This window comes from Sulfitobacter sp. W074, from assembly GCF_025142275.1.
GTDB lineage: Bacteria > Pseudomonadota > Alphaproteobacteria > Rhodobacterales > Rhodobacteraceae > Sulfitobacter > Sulfitobacter profundi.
The window spans coordinates 1,329,473-1,355,158 of sequence record NZ_CP081130.1 but is presented as its reverse complement, the minus strand read 5'-3'; the positions used below and the strand labels follow the sequence as shown (position 1 = coordinate 1,355,158).

Below are 25,686 nucleotides of genomic sequence, written 5' to 3'. Positions count from 1 at the left end.
GTCAGCGCCTCATTTGCAGCGCGCTGAGGTTGTAGCCGTTGAAATCCAAAATCTCTTGCGCCGCGGTGATCCGGTCTTCGCCGCCTGTCGCCTGACGGTCAAGGATCCAGCCGTACCCCCCCTCGGGGCTGCCGATGACGGCGGTGCGGAAGCCTTCATCGACCCAAAGCACCCAGAAGGCGCGCTCGGCCCCACCCACGGCGGCGCGCATGGTATAGCGCGCCGGGCCCTCTTCGCTCAGCGCCCAGAGATCACGGCGGTCGGTGCAAGCTCCAGCAGCATGACAGACTTGGCGGTGCTCGATCAGCGTTGGCCCCTGCGGTGCGAAGGTCACCGCGCGCAGATTGGCATCATTGGCAAAGGCCGCCCGGACCTGCCAATCACCGCCAAACCGCGCCGCGTCATAGCGGCTGGTGGCCCCGATCAGCGCCTCGGCATTGCGAAAGCCGGTCTGCGCGGGCGGCGGTGCGCTGCGGTTGCAGGCGGCCAGTGCGCCGAGCAACACTAGCACAACGACACGGCGCGCCCCAGAAGATGCGAAACGGCCCATCAATAGGGCATCGGATGGGATTTATGCGTCGCATCAAGGTCGGCCATCACCTCATCGCTCAGGGTCAGGTCGGACCCGCCGAGCGCCACATCAAGCTGCTCAAGGCTGGTCGCGCCAAAGATCACCGAGCCCATGAAGGGCCGCGTCGCGCACCATGCCAGCGCCATCTGCACCGGGTCGATCCCGTGTTTCTGCGCCACATCAAGGTAGGCGGCAACGGCCTCAAAGGCGCGGGGTGTGACGCGGCCGCCCAGGTCTTCGTTCAGCGACAGACGCGATCCAGCGGGCACTTTGCCACCCTGATATTTCCCGGTCAGCAGCCCTGCGGCGAGGGGTGAGAAAGACAGCATGTCGATCTGTTCGTTCACACATGTTTCCGACACATCGGTATCGGCCAAACGGCACATCAGCGAATATTCGTTCTGCACCGAGATCGGGCGCGGCCCGCCCGTGCGCTCGGCCACGGCGGCCCATTGGGTCAGCCCCCATGCGCTTTCGTTGCTCAGACCAAAGGCGCGGATCGTGCCCCGCTCAACCTCGCGCTGCAGCGCGCCGAGGGCGTCTTCCATATGGGTGATGGTCTCGGCCCGGTTCTGACTTGAGGGGTCAAAGGTCCAGTTCTTGCGGAACATATAGCTGCCCCGGTTCGGCCAGTGAAATTGGTAAAGGTCGATGTAATCCGTCTGCAACCGCTTCAGCGACCCTTCGATGGCACCGGGGATCGTGTCGGATGAAATCGGCGCACCATCGCGGGCGTGTTGCATCCCCTCGCCGGAATGTTTGCTGGCCAAGACCACCTCATCGCGGCGCTTGTCGCGGGCAAACCACTGGCCGATGATCTCTTCCGTCCGGCCAATAGTCTCGGCGCTGATCGGGTTTACGGGGTACATCTCGGCCGTGTCGATGAAGTTGATCCCGGCGTCGAGCGCGCGGTCGATTTGCGCGTGGCCCTCTTCGGCGGTGTTCTGGGTGCCCCATGTCATGGAGCCCAGACAGAAATGCGAGACCTCGATATCGCTTGAGCCGAGCTTGTTCATCTTCATCTTGTGGTCCTCGCTTGTGATTTGCCCGCAACCTAGCCGCCTGCCCGGCCTTCGCAAGGGCAATTGCCAAGCGCCAATCTCACGGCCCCGGCAAAAATGCGGACCCGGCGCATTCGCGCTTCCGTTCGGGCAGCAATGGACGCAATGTGCCCTCATGCGCCTGCTCATTTCCTTCGCCGCCCTGTTTTTCTCGGTCATCCTTTTGCAACTCTCCACCGGGGGTGTGGGGCCAATTGATGTGCTTTCTGGCGTGCAGCTTGGGTTTAGCCGTCAGGAAATCGGTATGCTCGGCTCGGCGCATTTTCTGGGGTTTTTCATCGGCTGCTGGTGGGCCCCGCGGCTGATGGGCAGCGTCGGCCACAGCCGCGCCTTTGCCGCCTTCACCGCCGCCGGGTCAATCGGGTTGATGGCGCATATGATGGTGGTGGATCCTTACGCATGGGGCCTGATGCGGGTGGCGTCGGGCATGTGCGTCGCCGGGTGCTATACGGTGATCGAGGCGTGGATGCAGGCCAAGGTCACCAATGAGACGCGCGGGCGCACCATGGGGGTTTACCGGGTGGTCGACATGAGCGGTTCGCTCGCCGCGCAGTTGATCGTCGGCGTGCTCGCCCCGGCGTCATATGTCTCGTATAATCTGCTCGCCATCGGCTGCTGTGCCGCACTTTTGCCCCTGACGCTGACCAAAGTCCGCCCGCCAGAGACGCCCAACCAACCAAGGCTGCGCCCGCGCCTTGCCTTTGACCGTTCGCCTTTGGCGGCGGCGGGTGTCGTGGTGGCGGCGGTCTCAAGCGCGTCGTTCCGGATGGTCGGGCCGATCTACGGGCAAGAAGTGGGTCTTAGCGCCCCACAGATCGCTTGGTTCCTTGCCGCTTTCGTGCTCGGCGGGGCGCTGGCGCAATATCCGATGGGGATTCTCGCCGACAAATACGACCGCCGCTGGGTGTTGATCTGGCTGTCGGTCGCGGCGATGGGTGGCTGCGCTGTCACGATGATGGGCGCGGGCTATGGCACGGCGGGGATCATGCTTTCGGCAGGGCTCTTTGGGGCCACGACATTCCCGATCTATTCCGTCTCTGCCGCCCATGCCCATGATTTCGCAAGCTCTGACGAGCGTGTCGAACTGTCTGCCGCCTTGATGTTCTTTTTCGCCGTGGGCGCCATCGGCGCGCCCTACCTTGCCTCTGTGCTGATCGACGGTTTCGGTGCATCGGCGTTGTTCGCGATGATCGCGGCGGCCCATGGGGTGCTGGTGGTCTTTGGCCTTGCCCGGATGCGCGCCCGGCCCACGCGCGCAGAGCGTACGCCCTATGTCTATGCCCCCCGGACCACCTTTCTTATCGGGCGCTTGCTGGGCCGCACCCGAGACCGCGACTAGCCGATCCCGTCTTTTGCTGGCAACAGCGCAGCCCTTGCGATAAGGCTGCGCCAAGCACCGGGAATATTGATATGACACGCCACCTCATCACCTCCGCCATCCCCTATATTAACGGGATCAAACATCTGGGTAACCTTGTGGGCAGCCAACTGCCTGCGGACCTCTATGCGCGCTACCAGCGTGGCCGGGGGCAGGATGTTCTGTTCCTCTGCGCCACCGACGAACACGGCACCCCTGCCGAACTCGCCGCCGCCAAAGCGGGCAAACCGGTCGAGGAATACTGCGCCGAGATGTATGAAACACAGGCCCGCATCGCCGAAGGCTTTGGCCTGTCGTTCGACCACTTTGGCCGTTCTTCCAGCCCGCAAAACCGCAAGCTGACCCAGCATTTCGCGGGCGCGCTGGCGGATCAGGGGCTGATCGAAGAAGTTTCGCAGCGCCAGATTTACTCCCCCACTGATGGCCGCTTCCTGCCGGATCGCTATGTCGAAGGCACCTGCCCCAACTGCGGGTTCGAGGACGCGCGCGGCGACCAATGTGACAACTGTACCAAGCAATTGGACCCCGAAGACCTGATCAATCCGCGCTCCACCATTTCAGGCGCGACCGATCTGGAGATGCGCGAGACCAAGCATCTGTTCCTGCGGCAGAGCAAGCTGAAGGACGAGTTGGACGACTGGATCAATTCCAAGACCGATTGGCCCGTACTGACCACCTCCATCGCCAAGAAATGGCTGCATGACGGCGATGGTCTGCAAGACCGTGGCATCACCCGCGATCTTAGCTGGGGCGTGCCGGTGAAGCGCGGCGATCAAGATTGGCCCGGCATGGAAGGCAAGGTCTTTTACGTCTGGTTCGACGCGCCGATCGAATATATCGCCTGCGCGCAGGAATGGGTCGATACGGGCAAAGGCTCTGACTGGGAAAGCTGGTGGCGCACCGACAAGGGCGCCGACGACGTGCGCTATACCCAGTTCATGGGCAAGGACAACGTGCCCTTCCATACGCTCAGCTTTCCGGCCACGATCAAGGGCTCGGGCGAGCCGTGGAAGCTGGTGGATTACATCAAATCCTTCAACTACTTGAATTACGACGGCGGTCAGTTCTCCACCTCGCGCGGGCGCGGGGTCTTTATGGATCAGGCGTTGGAGATCCTGCCCGCGGATTATTGGCGCTGGTGGCTGCTCAGCCACGCACCCGAGACTTCGGATGCCGAATTCACATGGGAAAACTTCCAAGCGTCGGTGAACAAAGATTTGGCAGACGTGCTGGGCAACTTCGTCAGCCGCATCACCAAATTCTGCCGCTCCAAATTCGGCGAAGCCGTGCCGGAGGCCGGGGAATACGGTGCGGCGGAGCACGCCTTGATCGAAGACATCACCGCCCGCGTCGCGCGTTACGAGGCGCTGATGGAGGCGATGGAAGTCCGTAAATCCGCCGCCGAACTGCGCGGCATCTGGGCGGCTGGCAACGAATACCTGCAGGCCCAAGCGCCCTGGACCACCTTCAAGACCGACCCCGACAAAGCGGCGGCACAGGTGCGGCTGGCGCTGAACCTGATCCCGCTCTATGCGGTGCTATCGGCCCCATTCATCCCTGCGGCTTCGGCCTCGATGCTCGAGGCGATGAAGGTCGAAGACATGCCTTGGCCCGATAATGTGCCAGCGGCCTTGGGCAAACTAGCCCCCGGTCATGGCTTTGACGTGCCCGAGGTGCTTTTTGCCAAGATCAGCGATGAGGACCGCGAAAGCTGGGCCGAACGCTTCGCCGGCAAGCGGGATTGATAGAAACCGACGGATCAGCGGCGCCGCGTAAGTCGCCGCTGTTTCTTTATGCGCTGATGGGCATTCGCGGCTAGCTGCCCATGGCGCGCCGCGAAGCCCCCTTCCCCAACGCGCGCACCGGTCCCACATCGTTCGCCGCGGCTTCCACGCCCCGAAACCGGATGGTTTGAACCCGCCCATCAGGGCCGCGCGCCGCGCTGAACTGTCCGTCGACGATCCGGGCTGTGTCCTCTCCCGGGTGCATCTGAAAACGCCCCTGCGGACACTGCCCCCGCAGGACCTGCGTCCAAAGTTTGCCGATCTCAGCCCCATCGCAAAGCCTTGGGCCAAAAAGATCGTAGATATGCTGCCCGTTCAGACAATCGCCCAGCCCGTAGGTGACGCCGCAGGCCGCCTCATTCGCGTGGCGGACGCGCCCGTCCGGCGCGAAGTCCACTTCGATCTCAGCCATATCGACGTTGGCGTTGGAAAGGATGCGCGCACCTTCAGCCCCCGTCAGCGCCGCGTGACAGAAAGTGGGGAAAAGCCCCCCGCAGCGCCGCGCCTTGGGCGCCGCCCCGCCTGCGACGCCATCGTGATTGTGCCTAAACATGCGCCGCTCTGCCGCGAAAACGATGGAGATAAACGGGAATTGCCCTAAGGTAAGCGGTCCCTCTGAACCAGTTAAGTCCTTGCGGAAAACCAGCCTGTTTTCGCACTGCCTTCCTCGCCCAAACGCACGACGCTGCCGCGCCCGACCAATCAGCTGCCCGACATGGCGAAACAAGCGAAAAACAAATCGCCGCAATGAGTTAGACGGTTTCACCCGCTCGTTTAACTCTACCATACCCCCGCCTTTTCCTCATCTCGCCGCAATACCGATCATGGCTGAGGTTTAGCGCCCTGCCCTTAAGAGCGAGTTAAAACTGCAGCATAGTGTGAACTTGCGGGGGCCTTATTTTGGCCTTATTCGGCCAGCAATTAACTAAATCTTAGTATTTGATAGGATTAAGATGTTCCGGGTCGCCCACAGTATTCATCATGATCACGACCTCGGGCTCGTGCTGCTGGCGGCGCTGCTTTGTATCTTTGGCAGCTGGGTGGTGTCGCGGCTTTATCAGCATGTGCTTGAGCAGCCGCGCGCACAGGCAATGATCTGGTGCTATTTGACCGCGATGACCGCCGGGGTCACGATCTGGTGCACCCATTTCATCGCGATCCTCGCCTATCAGCTCGACGCGCCAGCAACCTTCCATTTCTCCCTGACTTTCCTGTCCCTGATCATCGCCATCGTTGGATCGATCTTGGGTGTCGTCATCGCGGGTCTGTTAAAATCTCGACGCGCCACGGTTTTGGGGGGGACGATCTTCGGCTTGGCAATCTCGGCCATGCATTACACCGGCATGATCGCCTACCGTGTGCAGGGCACCATCCAATGGGACATGGGCTATCTGGCCGCCTCTGTGATCATCGCGGTGACCCTCGCCACCCTTGCGCTCGGGGCCGCCGGCCGTGGGGGAAAGGGCAGCGTGTTGTGGATGACCGGGCTTTTGGCCTTGGCCATTATCCTATTGCATTTCACTGGGATGGCCGCCTTTCAAGTGACGCCGCTCGCCGCGCAGCCTCTCTATGCCAATCCTGTCGAATACCGGCTCATCGCGCTGATCATCGCCGGAACCGCCGCCATCATCGCGCTGGCCGCGCTTTTCAGCTATGTGGTCGAAAACCGGACACGCAACGAAAGCGTCGAAGAACTGCGTCAGGCCCGCGATGCCGCCGAAAGCGCCAGCCGCGCGAAATCGGAATTCATGAGCGTGCTCAGCCACGAATTGCGCACCCCGCTGACCATCGTCATCGGCTACGCCAGCTTCCTGTCGGAACTCAAGCGTCACAACCTTGCCAAGCTCGAACCGGAGGAGAAACCGGCATCAGAGCATTTCACCAAGATGGGCGATCAGGCGGAACTCTACGGTCAGCGCATCAAATTTGCGGGCGGGCAATTGCTGACCATTATCAACGACATCCTTGATTACACGAATATGGAGTTGAACGACCTCGCGCTGGATAAGACCCCCTTTGATACGCGCATGTTATTGGAGGAAGTGGTCGAGCAGCACCATGGGGCGGCGCATGACAAGACGGCCACGCTACATATCGACACCCCCCCGCTCACAGTTACCGCCGACCGCCGCCGCAGCCTGCAGCTGCTCGGCCATATCGTCGGCAATGCGCTGAAATTCTCCAAGGCGCGCGACATCCACCTACGCGCCCGCCCCCATGCAGGCGGGTTCGTTTTTGAGGTCGAAGACAACGGCGTCGGCATCGCCGCGCAGGACTTCGACCGCATCTTCGAAGCCTTCACCCAGATTGAAGACGCCGACGACCGCGCCGAAGGCGGCACAGGTCTGGGGTTGGCGATCTGCAAGAAACTGGCGCTCGCGCACGGCGGCGACATCACGGTCAAAAGCACCCTTGGCCAGGGCACGATCTTTACCGTCTTCATCCCCGGCGCCACGCAGATGGCGGAACCTGCGACGCTGGCCCAAGCAAGCTAAGTCTTTGAAAAAGGTGGTGCGGGCGGTGGGACTCGAACCCACACGGGGCTACGCCCCAACAGATTTTAAGTCTGGTATGTCTACCATTCCATCACGCCCGCATCGGGGCGCACAATAAGCATCACGTGGGCGGTGTAAATGGGGGAAGGCCCCGGCCCACGGTTTAGGCCGTATCGGCCAGCATGGTTTCTTTCACCGCCTCCATCGCCACATAGGTCGATGTGCTGGCCACATGCGGCAGGGTCGAAATAACCTCCCCCAGAAAGCGCCGATATTCCGACATGTTCCGCGTGCGAATCTTGATCAGATAATCGAAATGGCTGGCGATCATATGGGCCTGTTCGATCTCTGGCACCTTGGCGACGGCGACGTTGAAGGCCCTCAGCGCCGCCTCGCGCGTGTCGTTCAACCGGACCTCGACAAAGGCCACATGGTCGAGCCCCAGCCGGATCGGATCCAAAAGCGCGCGGTAGCCGAGGATCACGCCGCTTTCCTCCAACCGGCGCAGGCGCGCTTGGGTGGGTGATTTCGACAGGCCGATGCGGCGGGCAAGGTCGGTGATGCTGATGCGGCCATCCTCGGCCAGCACCGATAGAATCGCGCTGTCGAACCGGTCCAGATCGAAAAGTTCATTTGCCATGTGATTACCCCATACTTCAGTTTGATCGACTGAAGTATGTATTATCTTCAGTCGAATATCCCGCCGATCATCAGGTATTCTGGGTCAAACATCAACTGGAGCTTGCCATGCCCCTCGATCACGCCCCCGCCCTCCGCCAAACCATTGACGCGCGCACCTATGCCGACCCGGATGCGCTGCTGACCGAGCTCAAGGCGCAGGCCAATCTTTCTGCCGAAGATCGCGCCCAGATCACCGCCGATGCGGCGGGTCTTGTCCGTGACATTCGCGGCACCTCCGCGCCGGGGATGATGGAAGTCTTCCTCGCTGAATACGGTCTCAGCACCGACGAAGGCGTGGCGCTGATGTGTCTCGCCGAGGCGCTGCTGCGGGTCCCAGATGCCGAGACCATCGACGCGCTGATCGAAGACAAGATCGCCCCCTCGGACTGGGGGCGCCACATGGGGCATTCGACCTCCAGCTTGGTGAACGCCTCCACTTGGGCGCTGATGCTGACGGGCCGCGTGCTCGACGATGACCAGCCCGGCCCGGTGCGCCACCTACGCGCCGCGATCAAACGTCTGGGCGAGCCGGTGATCCGTACCGCCGTCAGCCGCGCCATGCGCGAGATGGGCCGTCAGTTCGTTCTGGGCGAAGACATCCACGCCGCGATGAAACGCGCGAAGGGGATGGAGAAAAAGGGTTTCACCTATAGCTACGACATGCTGGGCGAAGCGGCGCGGACTGAGGCCGATGCCAAACGCTACCACCTCAGCTATTCCCGTGCGATCTCGGCCATTGCCGATGCCTGCACCCATGACGATATCCGCAAGAACCCCGGCATCTCGGTCAAGCTATCGGCCCTGCACCCGCGCTATGAATTGGCGCAGGAAAAGGCGGTGATGCGCGATCTAGTGCCGCGTCTGCGGGCGCTGGCGCTCTTGGCGAAATCCGCGGGCATGGGCCTGAACATCGACGCCGAAGAAGCCGACCGCCTCGCGCTCTCGCTCGAAGTGATCGACACGGTGATGGCCGAGCCTGCGCTGGCAGGCTGGGACGGTTTCGGCGTGGTGGTGCAGGCCTATGGCCCGCGCGCGGGCGTGGTGCTCGACACGCTTTATGACATGGCCAAACGTCACGATCGGCGCATCATGGTCCGTCTGGTCAAGGGCGCCTATTGGGACACCGAGATCAAGCAGGCGCAGGTCGAAGGCATCGACGGCTTCCCGGTCTTCACCCGCAAGGCCGCGACCGATGTGAGCTATATCGCCAACGCCCGCAAACTGCTGAACATGACGGATCGCATCTATCCGCAGTTCGCCACCCACAACGCGCATACCGTTGCCGCCGTGCTGCATATGGCCGACGACCCCGAGGCCTATGAGTTCCAACGCCTGCACGGCATGGGCGAGACCCTGCATGACATCGTGATGGAAAAACACGGCACCCGCTGCCGCATCTACGCCCCCGTCGGCGCGCACCGCGACCTGCTGGCCTATCTGGTGCGGCGTTTGCTTGAGAACGGCGCGAACTCCAGCTTCGTGAATCAGATCGTTGACGAAAACGTGCCGCCCGAAGTGGTGGCCGCCGACCCGTTTGACCAGTTGCAGGACAGCGCGCCGACGATCCCGAAAGGCCCGGACGTGTTCCAGCCGCAACGCGCCAATGCGCGGGGTTTCGATCTGGCCCACACCCCGACGCTTGCCGCCATCGAAGAGGCCCGCGCCCCCTTCGCCGATGCCACATGGAACACTGCGCCAATCCTTGCAGGCACCCCCGCGCCCGAAGCCGCAGAGGAGGTTTCCAACCCGACTGGCGGAACCTCCCCCGGCACGGTGCAACCGGCATCTGAGGCCGATGTCGCCACGGCCCTGGACACTGCCGCGCTTTGGGACGCCCCGCTCGACTCACGCCGCGCAACGCTTTTGCGGGCCGCTGACATGTTGGAGGACCGCTACGGCGAGATCTTCGCCATCCTCGCCCGTGAGGCCGGGAAAGGCATGCCCGACTGCGTGGCCGAACTGCGCGAGGCGGTGGACTTCCTGCGCTACTACGCGGGCCAAGCCACCAATGAGCCGCCCGCGGGCATCTTCACCTGCATCTCCCCGTGGAACTTCCCGCTGGCGATCTTCTGCGGGCAGGTCACGGCGGCGCTGGCCGCTGGCAATGCCGTACTGGCCAAACCGGCTGAACAAACGCCGTTAATCGCCAAACTCGCCGTCGAAGTGCTGCACGAAGCCGGCGTGCCGCGTTCCGCCCTGCAACTGCTGCCCGGTGGCGGCAAGGTCGGCGCGGCATTGACCGGCGATGCCCGTGTGAACGGCGTGGCCTTCACCGGCTCCACGGCCACTGCCCTGCGCATCCGCGCCAGTATGGCCGAACACTGCGCCCCCGGCACCCCATTGATTGCCGAGACCGGTGGCCTCAACGCGATGATCGTCGACAGCACCGCCCTGCCCGAGCAGGCCGTGCAGGCCATCGTCGAAAGCGCCTTCCAATCGGCCGGCCAACGCTGTTCCGCCGTGCGCTGCCTCTATGTGCAAGAGGACATCGCCGAAGACCTGATCCGCATGCTGACGGGGGCCATGCAGGCGCTCAACATGGGCGATCCGTGGCACCTGTCGACCGATGTCGGCCCGGTGATCGACGCGCAGGCGCGCAAGACAATCGTGGATCATATCGAAGCGGCCCGCGCCGAGGGGCGGCTGATCGCCGAGATGACGGCCCCCGAGGGCGGCACTTTCGTCGGCCCGGCGATCCTGCGGGTGGGCAGCATCAGCGAGATGAAACGCGAGATTTTCGGCCCCGTGCTGCATGTCGCGACCTTCAAGAGCCACGAACTTGACACCGTGATCGACGCGATCAATGCCACGGGCTACGGGCTCACCTTTGGTCTGCACACCCGCATCGACGACCGGGTGCAGCATGTCTCGGAACGGATCGAGGCGGGCAACATCTACGTCAACCGCAACCAGATCGGCGCCATCGTCGGCAGCCAGCCCTTCGGCGGCGAGGGGCTTTCGGGCACGGGGCCAAAGGCGGGCGGGCCGAACTATCTGCCACGTTTCTCGGCACCTGACCATCAGGAGGCCGCTGGCACTTGGGACAGCGCAGAGGCCAAGCTTCCCACCCTGCCCGCCCAGCATCCGACCGTTCTGGAAACCCAGTCGATGCCCGGCCCGACCGGTGAGAGCAACCGCCTGTCGACTCTGCCGCGCCCCGCACTGTTGTGCATGGGACCGGGCGCCGAAACGGCAGAGGCGCAGGCCAAGGCCGTGCGGGCGCTCGGCGGTGTTGCGGTCACGGCCTCTGGCCGGATCGACCCTGAGGCGCTGACCACCGGCCCGGCCTATGGCGGCGTGCTTTGGTGGGGCGAGGATGCGACGGCGCGGCAGATCGAGAAGGCACTGGCGGCCCGCGAGGGCGCGATCATCCCGCTTTTGCGCGGCAAACCCGACACCGCCCGCGTCCGCGCCGAACGGCATGTCTGTGTTGACACCACGGCCTCGGGCGGCAATGCACAGCTCTTGGGCATGATGGCCTAAAGCAGACAATCGGAGGAGCGCCATGCTGACGAACAGCGACATCGAAGACCTGACGCGGTTTCGCAGGGCGCTCCACCAATATCCCGAAATCTCGGGCGAAGAGATTGAGACCGCCCGGACCATCGCGGCGGAACTGGCAAAACTCGGCCCCACCCGCATTCTCTCCGGCCTCGGCGGGCACGGTGTCGCGGCGGTCTTTGACAGCGGCAGCCCCGGCCCAACGGTGCTGTTCCGCGCCGAGTTGGACGCTCTGCCGATCCCCGAAGAGCACGACATTCCGTGGGTCTCGAAAGTGCCGGGGAAAAGCCATGTCTGCGGGCACGATGGACATATGACCATGCTGCTGGCGCTTGGGCGATTGGTCGCACGACAGCCGGTTGCAAAGGGCCGCGTCGTGCTGATGTTTCAACCCGCCGAAGAAGACGGCAGCGGCGCACGCGCCGTGGTGGACGACCCGGCCTACGCCGAGATCGCCGCCGATTATGCCTTTGCCATCCACGTCGAGCCGGGCCGCCCCTTCGGCCATGTGGATACAGCCCCCGCCCTGATCAATTGCGCCTCCAAGGGCATCGCCCTGACCCTCAGCGGCAAGACCGCCCATGCCGCCAGCCCCGAAGACGGCAGATCGCCCGCGTCTGCGCTGGCCGAGTTGATCCCGGCACTGCAAGCCCTCGGCCCCGGCGGGCCGCTCGACGATGACTTCCGCCTTGTCACCTTGACCCACCTGCGCATGGGCGAGCCGACCTTTGGCATTGCCCCCGGCGCAGCGGTGCTCTACGCCACGCTGCGCAGCACCCGCGACGATGCACTGGCCGAGATCGAAGCCGCCCTGCGCGCCGAGGTCACCCGCAGCGCAAAGGCCCATGGGCTGAGGGCGGAATTCGCAGAGTCCGACCATTTCGCCGCCTCAATCAATCATCCCGAAGCCTACGACATCGCCGCCGCGGCGATGAACGCGCTTGGCGTGTCGCACGGGCAGAGAAATCTGCCGATGCGCGCCTCTGAGGATTTCGGCCTGTTTGGACGCGACGCCAAGGCGGCGATGCTCTGCCTCGGGCCGGGAGAAGATTACGCCGCGCTGCACAATCCCGATTACGATTTCCCCGATGATCTGATCCCCATCGGCGCGGGTATTTTTGAGCGGATCGCACGGGATTTGCTCGGTTCTGCTTGACAGACGCCCCGGCGGGCGCAGCTAAACATGCAAGTTCCCCCCGTGCCGCTTGACGCTGCGCGCGACTTGGCAAAGGCTGGCCCGCATGTTCCCGATCCGCGATCATAACCCCTCGGGCCGCACGCCCTATGTCACCTATGCGCTGATGGCGGTGAACATCGGGGTGTTCCTGTCTTCCCTGTCGCTGATGGCGGATGAGCGTGCCTTGGCAGAGTTTTACTACACCTACGCTCTGCTGCCCGCGCGGCTGAGCCATGGAGAGGGGTATTTCGGCCTCATCACCTCGCAATTTCTGCATGGCGGCTGGATGCATTTGGCCGGTAACATGCTGTTTCTGTGGATCTTCGGCGATAATGTCGAGGATGAGATGGGTCACGGGCGCTACCTGCTGTTCTACCTTGCCTGCGGTATCGCGGCGGGGCTGGGCCAAGTCGTAACAGAGCCGCTCTCATGGGTGCCCATGGTCGGCGCCTCGGGCGCGATTGCGGGGGTCATGGGGGGCTATTTGCTGCTGTTCCCCCGCGCCAAAGTGGATATTCTGGTGATCCTTATCGTGTTTTTCCGCATCTTCGCGATCCCGGCTTGGATCATGCTGGGCCTGTGGTTCGGCATGCAGTTCATCGGGGGGATCGGCGCCACACCGGGCACCGGCGGCGTGGCCTATTGGGCCCATGCGGGCGGGTTTATCGCGGGGCTGGTTCTGACCCTGCCGCTGTGGCTGCGCCGGGGCGGTTTTGCCTTTTGGCGACAGACCGACGGCCATCCGCCCCATGCCGCTGCCGACTATAACCTCAGCGAAAGTCGCATTCCGAAAGTGAGACGCAAATGACCGAAACCTCAGAAACCCGCCGCGCCTCCTGCCATTGTGGGGCGGTACTGATCGAAGCCCTGTTCCCGCGCGGTCTGGCCTCGGCCTCGCGCTGCACCTGTACGTTCTGTCGCCGTCGCGCGGCGGCCACGGTGACCGCACTGGCCGAGACTGTGACCGTGTTGAAAGGCGCCGAGAACCTCACGCTTTATACATGGGGCACCCATACGGCGCAGCATTACTTCTGCAAGACCTGTGGCATCTATACCCACCACCGCCGCCGCTCGAACCCCGATGAATGCGGCGTGAACCTTGGCGCGATCGAAGGGGTCCTGCCTTGGGAGATGGAGCCGCTGCCCTATAGCGACGGGGTCAATCACCCCTCGGACCGCAAGGGCAGCTAAAGGCTGGAGATCACCCCCTGCATCCGCGCCAGAAGCCCCGGCTGCGGCTCGGCGTGCGCACGGCGTTGATCCACGCTTTCGTGCAGCCGCTCTGACGGGTCCGCGCCCACCAGACGGCGGCGGCGGGTCACAAGCATTTTGCCATAGCCGCGCCAGCGCCCGATGGAGGGTGCAGCGGGGTCTTGATCAAAGCGTGTGGTCCAGCCGTCGGGGAGCGGCAGACCGCTTTCTTCCATCCGCGACAACAGCCAGACAAGCGGGATATTTGCCAAGGGGCGCGCGGCCTCATCACCGCCCAACTGCCCGCCGACATCGCCGTGGGTGCCCGGAAACCAGACCTGCTCAAGCCGCCCGGCATAGCCCTCGGGCGTGGTCCACATCACCGGGGCATAGGCGACACGGGTTTCGTTCAGCGCCAGCGCCTGAAAGCCGTTCTTCACATTGCGGCTTAGATCGTGGTTGTGGAACATGTGCAGCGGCTGCGAGAACCGCCAGAACAGTGGCGCGTTCAGACCCAGCGACTTGACCGTATCCCAAACGCCGATCGCCTCGATCTCCACCTCGGGGTGGCAGTTGGCCCGCGCAAACAATTCGCCCGCCTTGCTCAGATGATGCGCCTCGTAATGGCGGTAGACATCGCGGATGTTACGCTCTGTCGCGACCTCGGCGCGCAGAAGGCCCACACGGTCGATCACCCCGGCGAGCGAACGCACGGCATAGCCGCCACGCGAATAACCCATCAGGAAAATCCGGTCCCCGGGTCGGTAGCGCGATGCGAGATAGCCATAGGCGCGGCGGATCTGTCGGTTGATCCCGCGCCCCATGATCACATCGCGCGCGCTGCGCCAATCACGCCATTGCAGACCCGGTTCATAATAGATCGACAGAGCACTGCCCATCTCGCGGCACAGGCTATAGGCGATGCCGGCGTTGGTCTCTCGCCCCAGTTCGAGCGAAGACATGGTCCCATCAAGGATAATGACGTGGGTCACCGCCCCCCGGCGCGGGCCGAAGTCACTTTCAGGCCGTCGCCATAACCGCCCAAAGAGCCGTTGGAACAGGCTTTTACTCGGCTGCGATTGCGGCACCTTGCAGCATCTCCCAGACCCTATGCGGGGTGAAAGGCATATCCGCCTGCCGCACACCGCGTTCCCAAAGCGCATCCTGCACCGCGTTCGACACCGCCGCCAGCGCGCCCACAGTCCCAGCCTCACCACAGCCCTTCATGCCCATGGCATTGGCGGTCGAGGGCACAGGCTCAGACGTGAAAGAGATCATCGGCAGGTCGGCGGCGCGGGGCATGGCGTAGTCCATGAAGGTGGCGGTCAGCAGTTGCCCGTCTTCGTCATAGACGACCCGTTCTTGCACCGCTTGGCCGATGCCTTGGGCTACCCCGCCATGCACCTGCCCCTCGGCCAGCATCGGGTTGATCAGGTTGCCGAAATCATCGACCACCGTATAGCGGTCGAGGGTCACCACCCCGGTTTCAGGGTCGATCACCACCTCGGCCACATGCGCCCCGTTGGGATAGCTGCGCCCCGGCAGGCTGGCGCGTTCGTGGTGGGACAGCAGATCGTCGCGGCCCTTGGCGCGCACCATTTCGGCCACCTCTAGCATGGTGGGCGTGGCGTTTGACCCTTCGGCGCGGAAGCGTTCGTCGTCAAAGGTGATATCGCTCGCCGCAACGCCCAGTTCATCAGCCAGAAACGCGGTGAAGACTTCGGTTATCTTCGCCACGGTCGCCAAGGTCGCCGTGTTCTGCGTGGTGACCGAACGCGAGCCGCCGGTGCCGCCGCCCTTTTCAATCAGGTCGCTATCCCCCTGCACAACGCTGATCCGCTCCGCCGGGATGCCGGTCTGATCCGACAGGAACTGCGCATAGACCGTCTCATGCCCCTGACCGTTGCTTTGGGTGCCGACATAGATCGTCACGTGGCCATTCTCCTCAAAGACCACTTTGGCCCCTTCGGAAGGATCGCCGAGAATGCTTTCGATATAGTAACACAAGCCCTGCCCCCGCAGCAGGCCGCGCTTGGCGTCGGCGGTACGGCGGGCCGCGAACCCCTCACGGTCGGCCTCCTCTGCCGCCCGGGTCAGGAGGCGCGCGAAATCGCCCACGTCGTAAAGCTCTCCCGTGGCGGTGGTATAGGGAAACTGATCCGGCTTGATAAAGTTGATCCGCCGCAATTCCCACGGATCGACGCCCAACTCACGCGCGGCGCGGTCCATCAACCGCTCCAGCACATAGATTGCCTCGGGCCGCCCGGCGCCGCGATAGGCATCGACCTGCACGGTGTTGGTGTAATAGCCCTCGACATGCAGATAGGTGTCTTGCACGTCATAGACGCCCATCAAAACCTTAGAGAACAGCGTCGACTGAATCGGCTGGCCGAACTGGCTGTTATAGGCCCCGAGGTTGCAGCGCGTGTCGACACGGTAGGCGGTGATCTTGTGGTTATCGTCAAAGGCGAATTCGGCCCAAGACACCAGATCGCGCCCGCCATTGTCGGTGAGCATGGCTTCGGTCCGCTCTGACATCCAGCGCACCGGGCGGCCCAGCGCCCGCGCGGCTTGAGCGATGCAAAAATACTCTGGGTAGGTCATCGCCTTCATACCGAAACCACCGCCGACATCGGGGTTTGTCACGCGCACGGCATCTTCGCTGAGACCAAAAGCTTTGACAAAGAAGCCCTTATGCGCCCAGACGCCCTGCCCGCCCAGCGCCACATGCAACCGGCCATCGGCCCATTCGGCATAGCAGCCGCGCGGCTCCATGGAGTTGACGATGATGCGGTTGTCGCCGACCTCCAGCCTGACGCGGCGCGCAGCCTTGGCAAATGCCGCTTCAACCTTGGCCTCATCCCCCATGCCCCAATCAAAGGCGCGGTTGTCGGGGGCCTCAGGATGCAGGGTCTCGCCTCCGGGGGTGAGGTCCATCTTGGCGGGCAGGTCATCAGCGTCGAAAAGGATCAGTTCAGCCGCATCGCGCGCCTTTTGCAAGGTTTCGGCCACAATCAGAGCGACCGGCTCTCCCACATAGCGCACCCGGTCTTTCGCCAACATCGGGCGCAGCGGTGCCGCCCCCTTGCTGCCGTCACGGTTGTCGACCACCGTATGCGGCAGGGCGATATTCATACCCGCCGCTTCCAGATCGGCACAGGTCAGCACCAGATGCACGCCCTCCGCGTCGCGGGCATCGCTCACGTCCAATTCAGTGATCACTCCATGGGCCACCGGCGCGCGGAAGAACACGCCGTGCAGTGCCCCCTGGGGGGCGATGTCATCGACATAGCGGCCATCGCCGGTCAAGAAACGGTGGTCTTCCACCCGTTTGACCGGCTGGCTTTTCCCGAACTTTTCCATCTGACGCTGCCCCTGCTGCCCTGCCTATTCCAGCGCAACAGTAGCGGGCGAACCGCCAGTGTCCAGAGGCTCAGGCCGCCTTGCGTTTGGGCACGGCTCCAAGGTCCGAAACAAGCGTGATCCCTGCCAGCCCATAGCCATTAAAGGCGGTGGACATGGCGATGGAATAAGCCCCCATCCCGCCAAACAACAGATAATCCCCCGTCTGTGCATCTTCGGGCAGCGGCAGGCCGTCGGGCAAACGGTCGAGCGAATCGCAAGTAGGGCCAAAGACCACGCGCGGTGTCAGCGCCCCTTGGCGCAGCGCCCCCTCCGGGCCGACCACATCTACCAGACCCGACAGGCCCATATCCCGCAGATCGGGCAGACCCCCATAGATACCGTCGTTCAGGAAGACCGTCCGCCCGGCGTTGCGCATCCCCTTGATACGGGTCGCCAGCACGGCGGCATCGGCAACCATCGCGCGCCCCGGCTCGCAAAGAAGCGAGGGCGCATCCGTGCCAAAACTCTCGGCAAGCGCCGCCTTCACCGCGGCAAAGACCGCCCGGTGATCCGGCGCGTCAAATCCACGATCCACGGCAAAACCCCCGCCGATATTCATCCGTTTTATAGAGACACCCGCCGCACGCAGGATATCCGCCGCCGCGTGGACATATTGCACCCAAGCCTGCGGATCATTGCACTGCGTGCCGGGGTGGAAACACATTGACGGAGTGAATCCCATCTCAGCCACCGCGCGCAACAGCTCCGCCGCCTGCTCAGGGGCCGCGCCGAATTTCGACCCGAAATCATAGGCCGCACCCTTCACTGGCAAGGCAAAGCGCACCGCAACTTCATTGTCGCGCGGCACGTCGCGCAGCTTGGCCAGTTCCGACATATCGTCGATCGACCAGCTATAGACGCCCGCCGCGATCCCGGCCCGCACCTCTGCCGCCGAGCGGACAGGGTTGTTGTAATGCAGCACCGCCTGCGGGCAGACCGCCCGGACCGCCGCCATTTCTGCCGGAGAGGCCACGTCGAAGGTGGTGATCCCCGCCGCGACAAGGTTCGAGAGCACCTCGGGCCGGTCATTGGCCTTGACCGCATAGGTCACCAACCCGTCGAAATCCGCCTGAAACCGCCGCGCTGTGGCCTGCAGCACCGAGGGGGCCAGGAACAACACCGGCGCATCTGGGCTATGTTTGGCCAGATAGGCGGCGGGCCTGTCGGAAAGGGGGGCGATATGCTGCATGGGGGCCTCTTGTTTGCTTTTCTCCAGTAAACCCGCGATTTCAGTCGATTCATCGTGTCAAACCGCCTAAAGTGACGCGAACTTTCGGCGGATTGACGATATGACAATACATCTTGACGATACCGACCGCGCGTTGATTGCGGCGCTGCAATCCAACGCGCGTTTGCCCGTCGCAGATTTGGCACGCAGTTTGGGTCTTGCCCGCACCACCGTTCAGGCGCGGCTGGAACGATTGGAGCGCAGCGGTGCCATCGTCGGCTACACCCTGCGCTTGGGCGAAGCCACCCGTGCCCCGCTGCACGCCACGGCCCTGGTCAACATCGAACTGCGCGCTGGCCCCGCCGTGCTGGCCCGGTTGCGCAGCCTGCCCGGCGTGCAGGTCGTTCACACCACCTCGGGTCGCTTTGACCTGCTAGTGCAAATCGCCGCGCAGACCACGCAAGAGTTGGACGAAACCCTCGACCGTATTGGCGAGACGCGCGGCGTGAAGGGCAGTGAGAGCCTCATTCACCTCAGCACCAAGATCGACCGGCGCGGCTAGGCCGCTTCCCGCCCCAAATCCGCTTTGCCATAGGTCTTTCCCTCGCCGCGCCAGACCGCTAAACGGGGCGCAACAAAAGGGATCATGACCATGGCACTCGAAAAGACCTTCAACGCCGCTGAGGCCGAAAGCCGCATCTACGCCGATTGGGAAACCAAAGGCGCGTTCAAAGCGGGCGCGAATGCGCAGCGTGATGAGCATTTCTCGGTGATGATCCCGCCGCCCAATGTCACTGGCTCGCTGCACATGGGCCATGCCTTTAACAACACACTGCAGGATATCCTCGTGCGCTGGCACCGCATGCAGGGCTTCGACACCCTCTGGCAGCCGGGCCAAGACCACGCGGGCATCGCCACGCAGATGGTGGTGGAACGCGAATTGGCCGCCACCGGACAGCCCGGCCGCCGCGAGTTGGGCCGCGAGGCGTTTACTGCCAAGGTCTGGGAGCAGAAGCAGAAATCCGGCGGCACGATCATCGACCAGCTGCGCCGTTTGGGCGCCTCTTGCGACTGGTCGCGCAACGCTTTCACCATGTCCGGCGCGCCGGGTGCCCCCGAGGGCGAGGAAGGCAACTTCCACGACGCCGTGATCAAGGTCTTTGTGGATATGTACAACAAAGGGCTGATCTACCGCGGCAAGCGGCTGGTCAACTGGGACCCGCATTTCGAGACGGCGATCTCGGATTTGGAGGTCGAGAGCACCGAAGTCGACGGCCACATGTGGCACTTCAAGTATCCGCTGGCCGGGGGCGAGACCTATACCTACGTCGAGAAAGACGAAGACGGGAACACGCTCTTCGAAGAGACCCGCGACTATATCTCCATCGCCACCACACGGCCCGAAACCATGCTGGGCGACGGCGCGGTGGCGGTTCATCCATCAGATGAGCGTTACGCCTCAATCGTGGGGAAACTCTGCGAAATTCCCGTGGGCCCGAAAGAGCAGCGCCGCCTGATCCCGATCATCACCGACGAATACCCAGACAAGAACTTCGGCTCTGGTGCTGTGAAGATCACCGGCGCGCATGACTTCAACGACTACGGCGTCGCCAAGCGCAACGGCATCCCGCTCTATGCGCTGATGGACACCCAAGGCCAGATGCGCGCCGACGGGTTGCCCTATGTCGAAGCCGCCGCCCGCGCCCAAGCCATTGCCGACGGCTCCGAGCCCGCCCCCGAGGACGCGACTGAGATCAACCTCGTGCCCGACGCCTACCGCGGCCTCGACCGTTTCGAGGCCCGCAAGCGCGTGGTCGAGGACGTGACCGCCGAGGGCCTTGCCGTGATGACCGAGGCGACCGACCCGCGCCTCGGCCGCGCCGCCAAGAAGGCCCCGGTCGAGCCCGGTGAAGGCGGCGAGATGCGCACCGAGGAAGAGAACCTCGTGCCGCTGGTCGAGGCCAAGAAGATCATGCAGCCCTTCGGCGACCGCTCCAAAGTGGTGATTGAGCCGATGCTGACCGACCAGTGGTTCGTCGCCACCGATAAGATCGTGCAGCCCGCCATCGACGCCGTGCGCTCGGGCGAGGTGACGATCCTGCCCGAACAGGACCGCAAGGTGTATTTCCACTGGTTGGAGAACATCGAGCCATGGTGCATCTCGCGCCAGCTGTGGTGGGGGCATCAGATTCCGGTGTGGTTCGACGATGAGGGCAATGAGTATTGCGCGCCGACCGAGGCCGAAGCACAGGCCATGGCCCCCGGCAAAACCCTGCGCCGCGACCCCGACGTACTCGACACATGGTTCTCCTCCGGCCTCTGGCCCATCGGCACGCTGGGCTGGCCCGAGCAGACCGCGGAGCTTGAGAAATACTTCCCCACCTCCGTGCTGGTCACCGGTTTCGACATCATCTTTTTCTGGGTCGCCCGGATGATGATGATGCAATACGCCGTGGTCGATCAAAAGCCCTTCGACACCGTCTATGTCCACGCGCTGGTGCGCGATGAGAAGGGCAAAAAGATGTCGAAATCCTTGGGCAACGTGCTCGACCCGCTGGAGTTGATCGACGATTTTGGCGCGGATGCGGTGCGCTTTACGTTGACCTCGATGGCCGCCATGGGGCGTGACCTGAAACTCAGCACGCAACGCATCGCGGGCTATCGCAATTTCGGCACCAAGCTCTGGAACGCGCACCGCTTTGCGGAGATGAACAACGTCTTCGACAGCATGCCCGCCGCGATGCCGCAGCCGCAGGCCACGCTGAACAAATGGATCGTGGGCGAGACCGCCCGCATCCGCGAAGAGGTCGACGCGGCGCTTGGCAACTTCCGCTTCAACGACGCGGCCAATGCGCTTTATGCCTTTGTCTGGGGCAAGGTCTGCGACTGGTATGTGGAACTCTCCAAACCGCTGTTGCAAGACGACGCGCCCGAGGCCGAAGAGACCCGCGCGACGATGGCTTGGGTGCTAGAGCAATGTCTGGTGCTGCTGCACCCGATCATGCCTTTCATCACCGAAGAACTGTGGCAGACCACCACCAAGCGCGACCAACTGCTCGCCCTGACCGATTGGCCGACCTACACCACCGCCGATCTGCTGGATGCAGAGGCTGACCGGGAACTGAACTGGGTGATCGGCCTGATCGAAAGCATCCGCTCTGCGCGTCAGCAGATGCATGTGCCCGCCGGGCTGAAGGTGCCGATGCTGGTGACAGAGATGGACGAGGCTGCACAGGGCGCATGGGATCGCAACGAGGTGATGATCAAACGCCTCGCGCGGGTCGAGAGCCTTGAGCGTGCCGAGAGCTTCCCCAAAGGCACCGTGTCGATTGCGGCACCGGGGGCCAGCTTCGGCCTGCCCTTGGCCGGGTTGATCGACATCGACGCCGAGAAGGCACGGTTGCAAAAGTCGCTCGACAAGCTGGGCAAGGAGATCGGTGGGCTGAAGGGGCGTTTGAACAACCCCAAATTCGCGGCCTCCGCGCCCGAGGAAGTCGTGGCCGAAGCGCAGGCCAATCTGGCCGCGCGTCAGGAAGAGGCGGACCAGTTGCAGGCCGCACTGGACCGTCTGGCCGAACTGGGCTGAGATTGAGGGCGTGGCGGTTTAGCTGCCACGCCAAAAACGCCACGCGAGCCGGGCAGCGCCAGACCGCGGGGTGGCGCTGCATACGGGGCAGTTGGGCAGTTTATCCCTGCCGCGCATACACATTTATTTCAGGACGGCACTCCAATAGCTAAAGCGCCAGCCCGTCCGGGCGGTCTGGCGCTGCCCGGCGGCCTTACGGCCTTGATTCCGGGCTGTTCCGGAGAACGCCACCAGCCTACTTAAACACCGCAGGCCGCTTGCCGAACTCCGCCGCGATCACCTCCATCTGCTCTGGCTTGCCCAAGAGCGCTGCCTGTTCACGTGACTCGGCCTCCAGTACATCCACATCAGACGCCCCCGTTTCCGCATAGCCAATCAACCGCTTGGCCGCCCGCACGGCATTCGGCCCCTTCCCCGCAATCACCTGCGCCAGTTCCAAAGCCGCCGCCTGCGGATCATCGGCGACCTCGGTCACCAGCCCCCAGCGCTCGGCCTGCGCGGCCCCCACGGGTGCCGCCGTATAGGTCAACCGCCGCAGCACATCCGAGCGCACCAAACGCGGCAGCAACACCATGCCGCCCATATCCGGCACAATGCCCCATTTCATCTCCATCACCGCGAGCTTGGTCTCTGGTGCCGCAATCCGAATATCCCCCCCAAGCGCCAATTGCATCCCGGCGCCATAGACCACCCCGTGCAGCGCCGCGATCACCGGGATTTCCAAACGGTGCCAGACCATCGACACCTCCTGCCATTTGTTCGTTGTGCCCTCGCCATGGGTGCGCGGCATGATCAGCGCCTCAACATCCTGCCCCAGCATCCCCGAAAGCCCGCCGATATCGATGCCCGCGCAAAAACCTTTGCCCTCGCCCGACAACACCACAACGCGGGCATCCGAGGCCGCAACCTCCTGCCCTGCCGCGATGATCGCTTCGATCATCTCATCATCCACGGCGTTCATCTTGTCGGCGCGGGTGAGGGTCACATGGGCAATATGGTCTTCGATCCGGGTGGTGACGCGGGGCATGGCTGTTCTCCTAAATGTTTGGCGCAGTTCAGCGCAGATCAACGCGCGGCACCAGCAAAACGTGGCGGCAGGTGCTGCGACCCTTGCCCTCTCAACGGCGCAACCCTACACCTTGGCGCATGACATATGCACGCCTTACCCCCCTCGCCCAAAGCCTGCCCGCCAACGTCCCCTTTGTGGGCCCCGAAGCGCAGGAGCGCACGCTTGGCCGCCCCTTCAAAGCGCGGCTTGGCGCCAATGAAAACGTCTTTGGCCCCTCGCCCCGTGCCATCGCGGCAATGGCTGAGACGGAGATGTGGAAATATGGCGATTCAGAAAGCGTGGAGCTGCGCGCGGCATTGGCCGAATTGCATGGCGTGACGCCCGACAATATCATCGTCGGCGAAGGCATCGACGGGCTGCTGGGCTATCTCGTCCGTCTGCTGGTGGACGAAGGCGATGCGGTGGTAACCTCGGAAGGCGCGTACCCAACCTTCAACTACCATGTCGCGGGCTTTGGCGGCGTGCTGCACAAAGTGTCCTACCGCGACGATCACGAAGACCCGGCAGCGCTTTTCGCCAAAGCGGCAGAGGTTGACGCCAAGCTCGTCTACCTCGCCAATCCCGACAATCCGATGGGCACTTGGCATGAGGGCACGGCACTGGCGCGCGCGCTTGACGATCTGCCCCAAGGCAGCCTGCTTTTGCTGGATGAGGCCTATATCGAATGCGCCCCCGAGGGCACAGCACCCCAGCTTTCCGCCGATGACCCGCGGGTGATCCGGATGCGGACCTTTTCCAAAGCCTATGGCCTCGCCGGAGCGCGGATCGGCTATGCGATTGCAGCGCCCGACTTGATCACGGCCTTTCACAAGGTTCGCAATCACTTTGGTCTCAACCGCGCAGCACAGGCAGGTGCCTTGGCGGCGGTACAGGATCAAGACTACCTCAAGAAAGTTCAGACCCAGATCGCCGAGGCCCGCGACAGGATCGCTCAAATCGCTGAAAAGAACGGGCTGAGCACCCTGCCCTCCGCAGCCAATTTCGTCGCGATCGACTGTGGCGGCGATGGCGCCTTCGCCAAGGCGGTGCTGGATGCCCTAGTGGCGCGGGGCATCTTTGTGCGGATGCCCTTTGCCGCGCCGCAAAACCGCTGCATCCGCATCAGTTGCAGTACGGCTGAGGAACTGGATCACTTCGCCACCGCATTGCCCGAGGCCTTGGCCGAAGCCCGCAAGCCCGAAGCGCGCGGGGCCTAGGCCCCGCCGATCACCTCCGCCGCCGCTTGCAGTGCGCCGGGCCCGTGGTCGATTTTTAGCGCGCAAAGCCCAGCTTCGATCCCGCCGAGCAGCCCCATGACCATATGGCCGTTCACATGGCCCATGTGGCCAAGGCGGAAAAAACCATGCCACGCAGGCTCTCCGGGCAGGGCCATGCCCAGCCCCACGCCCAGTGTCAGGCCCAGATTGCTCTGTACCCAATCGCGCAACTCTGTCGCATGGGGCGCTTGCAGCCGCAGAGCGGTGACGGCATGGCTGCGCAGGGCGCGGTCTTCGATGTTGAACCGCAGGCTGCCCTCTGCCGACCATGCCTCGCACGCTGCCCAAACCGCGCGGGCCAAGGTGGCATGGCGCTGCCAGACCTGCTCGATCCCCTCTTCATGGATCATATCAAGGGCGGCCCGAAGGCCATAAAGGTGATGCGTCGGCGCGGTGCCGCCGTGGTATTGATAGAATTCCTGCGCATGGGCGCGCGGCGACCAATCCCAATAGCGGCTCACCCGCGGCAGACGCGCGCGGGCTTCCTCGGCCCGGTCGTTGAAGAACACGAAGGCCATGCCCGGCGGCACCATCAGCCCCTTTTGCGAAGCGGTGACCATGACATCGACGCCCCAAGCGTCCATCTCGAACCGCTCGCACCCAAGCGAGGCGATGCAATCGGCCATCAAAAGCGCGGGGTGGCCTGCCTCATCCAACAGGCGGCGCAGGCCGGGGACATCGTTGCGCACCGAGCTTGAGGTGTCGACATGCACCGCCATCAGCGCCTTGATCTGGTGGCCCGTGTCGGCCTTCAAACGCTCGGCCACCTGCGCCAGATCAACCGGCGCATTGCGGCCAAAGTCGAGGATATCCACCTCCGCCCCCAGCCCCGTTGCCATCTCGGCCCAACCATGGCCGAAACGCCCCGTCGCCAAGACCAGCACGCGGTCGCCCGGTGCTATGACATTGCTCAGCGCGGCCTCCCAGGCGCCGTGGCCGTTGCTGATATACATCGCCACATGACGATCTGTACGCGCCACACGCTTCAAATCGGCCGCCAGTGCCGGCATCATCTCAACCAACTCACCCTCATAGATATTGGGCGCGGCGCGGTGCATCGCGCTCAGCACCGCGTCGGGCATGACCGAGGGGCCGGGAATGGCAAGGTACGAACGACCTTGGACGAGTTTATTCTGCTTTGTCATGATATTGGCTGCCGTTTTGAAAATGCGTGACCGGGCTGCGGTCGGGCGCAGCTTACTGCCCGCCGGGCCGGGGTCAACACGCGATCGGACGTAAGGTAAGCCGCGCCCCGGACGTCCCTACCCCGGCCCGCTCCGGCCCGGATGCGCGTCCCACGCGCACCCTGCGACGGCTTGCCCTGCCTGCGCGGCTTTCGTACACGGGATCCGACTGCCCAAAA

Annotated in this window: 19 protein-coding genes and 1 tRNA gene; 10 read left to right on the top strand and 10 right to left on the bottom strand. The window is 63.6% G+C overall.

Going from position 1 to position 25,686, the window contains the following annotated elements; all coding sequences use genetic code 11:
* Nucleotide 1: 1 nt before the first annotated feature.
* Nucleotides 2–550 carry a lipocalin family protein gene (locus tag K3762_RS06680; RefSeq protein WP_132446144.1) on the bottom strand — a complete coding sequence of 183 codons (549 nt, stop codon included), beginning with the start codon at nt 548–550 and terminating at the stop codon, nt 2–4.
* Nucleotides 550–1,593, bottom strand: coding sequence for an aldo/keto reductase (locus K3762_RS06675; RefSeq protein ID WP_260012513.1), 1,044 nt, complete (start codon nt 1,591–1,593; stop codon nt 550–552). The genes K3762_RS06680 and K3762_RS06675 overlap by 1 nt, the downstream gene beginning before the upstream one ends.
* Before the next feature lie 154 nt (nt 1,594–1,747).
* On the opposite strand from K3762_RS06675, the gene K3762_RS06670 reads away from it, so the two are divergent.
* Together K3762_RS06670 and metG are read left to right on the top strand one after the other, a co-directional pair.
* Entirely contained in the window at nt 1,748–2,971 is a 1,224-nt protein-coding gene (locus K3762_RS06670; RefSeq protein ID WP_132446148.1) for an MFS transporter, read from the top strand.
* Between the two features lie 71 nt (nt 2,972–3,042).
* Nucleotides 3,043–4,755, top strand: coding sequence for a methionine--tRNA ligase (gene metG / locus K3762_RS06665; protein WP_132446150.1), 1,713 nt, complete (start codon nt 3,043–3,045; stop codon nt 4,753–4,755).
* Between the two features lie 70 nt (nt 4,756–4,825).
* Here the strand turns inward: metG and K3762_RS06660 are convergent, their stop codons facing one another.
* On the bottom strand, nt 4,826–5,347 hold the full coding sequence (locus K3762_RS06660; RefSeq protein ID WP_260012511.1) for a PAS domain-containing protein: 522 nt from the start codon (nt 5,345–5,347) through the stop codon (nt 4,826–4,828).
* Between the two features lie 400 nt (nt 5,348–5,747).
* Here K3762_RS06660 and K3762_RS06655 point away from each other — a divergent pair, with 400 nt between their 5' ends.
* Nucleotides 5,748–7,289, top strand: a complete 1,542-nt coding sequence (locus tag K3762_RS06655) for an MHYT domain-containing protein (RefSeq protein ID WP_260012510.1) — start codon at nt 5,748–5,750, stop codon at nt 7,287–7,289.
* A 14-nt stretch (nt 7,290–7,303) separates the two neighbouring features.
* On the opposite strand, the gene K3762_RS06650 is transcribed toward K3762_RS06655, so the two are convergent.
* Nucleotides 7,304–7,390: transfer RNA gene (locus tag K3762_RS06650), tRNA-Leu, on the bottom strand.
* 62 nt (nt 7,391–7,452) lie between these two features.
* On the bottom strand, nt 7,453–7,929 hold the full coding sequence (locus tag K3762_RS06645) for an Lrp/AsnC family transcriptional regulator (protein WP_067622609.1): 477 nt from the start codon (nt 7,927–7,929) through the stop codon (nt 7,453–7,455).
* 107 nt (nt 7,930–8,036) lie between these two features.
* Between K3762_RS06645 and putA the strand changes: the two genes are divergently transcribed.
* From putA to K3762_RS06625, 4 genes are all read left to right on the top strand, one after another.
* A complete protein-coding gene (gene putA, locus K3762_RS06640; RefSeq protein ID WP_132446156.1) occupies nt 8,037–11,453 on the top strand; it encodes a bifunctional proline dehydrogenase/L-glutamate gamma-semialdehyde dehydrogenase PutA in 3,417 nt (1,138 codons plus the stop codon).
* Nucleotides 11,454–11,475: 22 nt separating this feature from the next.
* A complete protein-coding gene (locus K3762_RS06635) occupies nt 11,476–12,627 on the top strand; it encodes an amidohydrolase (RefSeq protein ID WP_132446158.1) in 1,152 nt (383 codons plus the stop codon).
* 85 nt (nt 12,628–12,712) lie between these two features.
* On the top strand, nt 12,713–13,456 hold the full coding sequence (locus K3762_RS06630; protein WP_260012506.1) for a rhomboid family intramembrane serine protease: 744 nt from the start codon (nt 12,713–12,715) through the stop codon (nt 13,454–13,456).
* Entirely contained in the window at nt 13,453–13,839 is a 387-nt protein-coding gene (locus tag K3762_RS06625) for a GFA family protein (protein ID WP_132446160.1), read from the top strand. Before K3762_RS06630 ends, K3762_RS06625 begins: the two co-directional genes overlap by 4 nt.
* Here the strand turns inward: K3762_RS06625 and K3762_RS06620 are convergent.
* The 3 genes from K3762_RS06620 to K3762_RS06610 all read right to left on the bottom strand — a co-directional run bounded on the left by K3762_RS06620 (nt 13,836) and on the right by K3762_RS06610 (nt 18,433).
* Nucleotides 13,836–14,927: a DUF2235 domain-containing protein gene (locus tag K3762_RS06620; RefSeq protein ID WP_120350645.1), complete on the bottom strand. Its 1,092-nt coding sequence runs from the start codon at nt 14,925–14,927 to the stop codon at nt 13,836–13,838. The two genes, K3762_RS06625 and K3762_RS06620, sit on opposite strands and share 4 nt — an antisense overlap.
* Nucleotides 14,905–17,202, bottom strand: coding sequence for a xanthine dehydrogenase family protein molybdopterin-binding subunit (locus K3762_RS06615; RefSeq protein ID WP_132446162.1), 2,298 nt, complete (start codon nt 17,200–17,202; stop codon nt 14,905–14,907). Before K3762_RS06615 ends, K3762_RS06620 begins: the two co-directional genes overlap by 23 nt.
* Nucleotides 17,203–17,272: 70 nt before the next feature.
* The gene (locus K3762_RS06610) at nt 17,273–18,433 is read right to left on the bottom strand and encodes a type III PLP-dependent enzyme (protein WP_132446164.1); all 1,161 of its coding nucleotides are present in this window, start codon (nt 18,431–18,433) and stop codon (nt 17,273–17,275) included.
* Between the two features lie 106 nt (nt 18,434–18,539).
* Here K3762_RS06610 and K3762_RS06605 point away from each other — a divergent pair, with 106 nt between their 5' ends.
* Both K3762_RS06605 and K3762_RS06600 read left to right on the top strand, forming a co-directional pair.
* Nucleotides 18,540–18,974, top strand: coding sequence for an Lrp/AsnC family transcriptional regulator (locus K3762_RS06605; protein ID WP_132446194.1), 435 nt, complete (start codon nt 18,540–18,542; stop codon nt 18,972–18,974).
* A gap of 90 nt (nt 18,975–19,064) precedes the next feature.
* Complete coding sequence (locus K3762_RS06600) at nt 19,065–21,998, top strand: valine--tRNA ligase (RefSeq protein WP_260012482.1); 2,934 nt, start codon at nt 19,065–19,067, stop codon at nt 21,996–21,998.
* A gap of 235 nt (nt 21,999–22,233) precedes the next feature.
* Here K3762_RS06600 and K3762_RS06595 read toward each other — a convergent pair whose 3' ends face one another.
* Nucleotides 22,234–23,025 carry a crotonase/enoyl-CoA hydratase family protein gene (locus K3762_RS06595; RefSeq protein ID WP_132446168.1) on the bottom strand — a complete coding sequence of 264 codons (792 nt, stop codon included), beginning with the start codon at nt 23,023–23,025 and terminating at the stop codon, nt 22,234–22,236.
* A 119-nt stretch (nt 23,026–23,144) separates the two neighbouring features.
* Between K3762_RS06595 and K3762_RS06590 the strand changes: the two genes are divergently transcribed.
* Nucleotides 23,145–24,263 (top strand): pyridoxal phosphate-dependent aminotransferase, encoded by a 1,119-nt coding sequence (locus K3762_RS06590; protein ID WP_132446170.1) that lies wholly within the window; start codon nt 23,145–23,147, stop codon nt 24,261–24,263.
* On the opposite strand, the gene K3762_RS06585 is transcribed toward K3762_RS06590, so the two are convergent.
* Nucleotides 24,260–25,468: an alanine--glyoxylate aminotransferase family protein gene (locus K3762_RS06585; protein WP_132446172.1), complete on the bottom strand. Its 1,209-nt coding sequence runs from the start codon at nt 25,466–25,468 to the stop codon at nt 24,260–24,262. The genes K3762_RS06590 and K3762_RS06585 overlap by 4 nt on opposite strands.
* Nucleotides 25,469–25,686 lie beyond the last annotated feature (218 nt).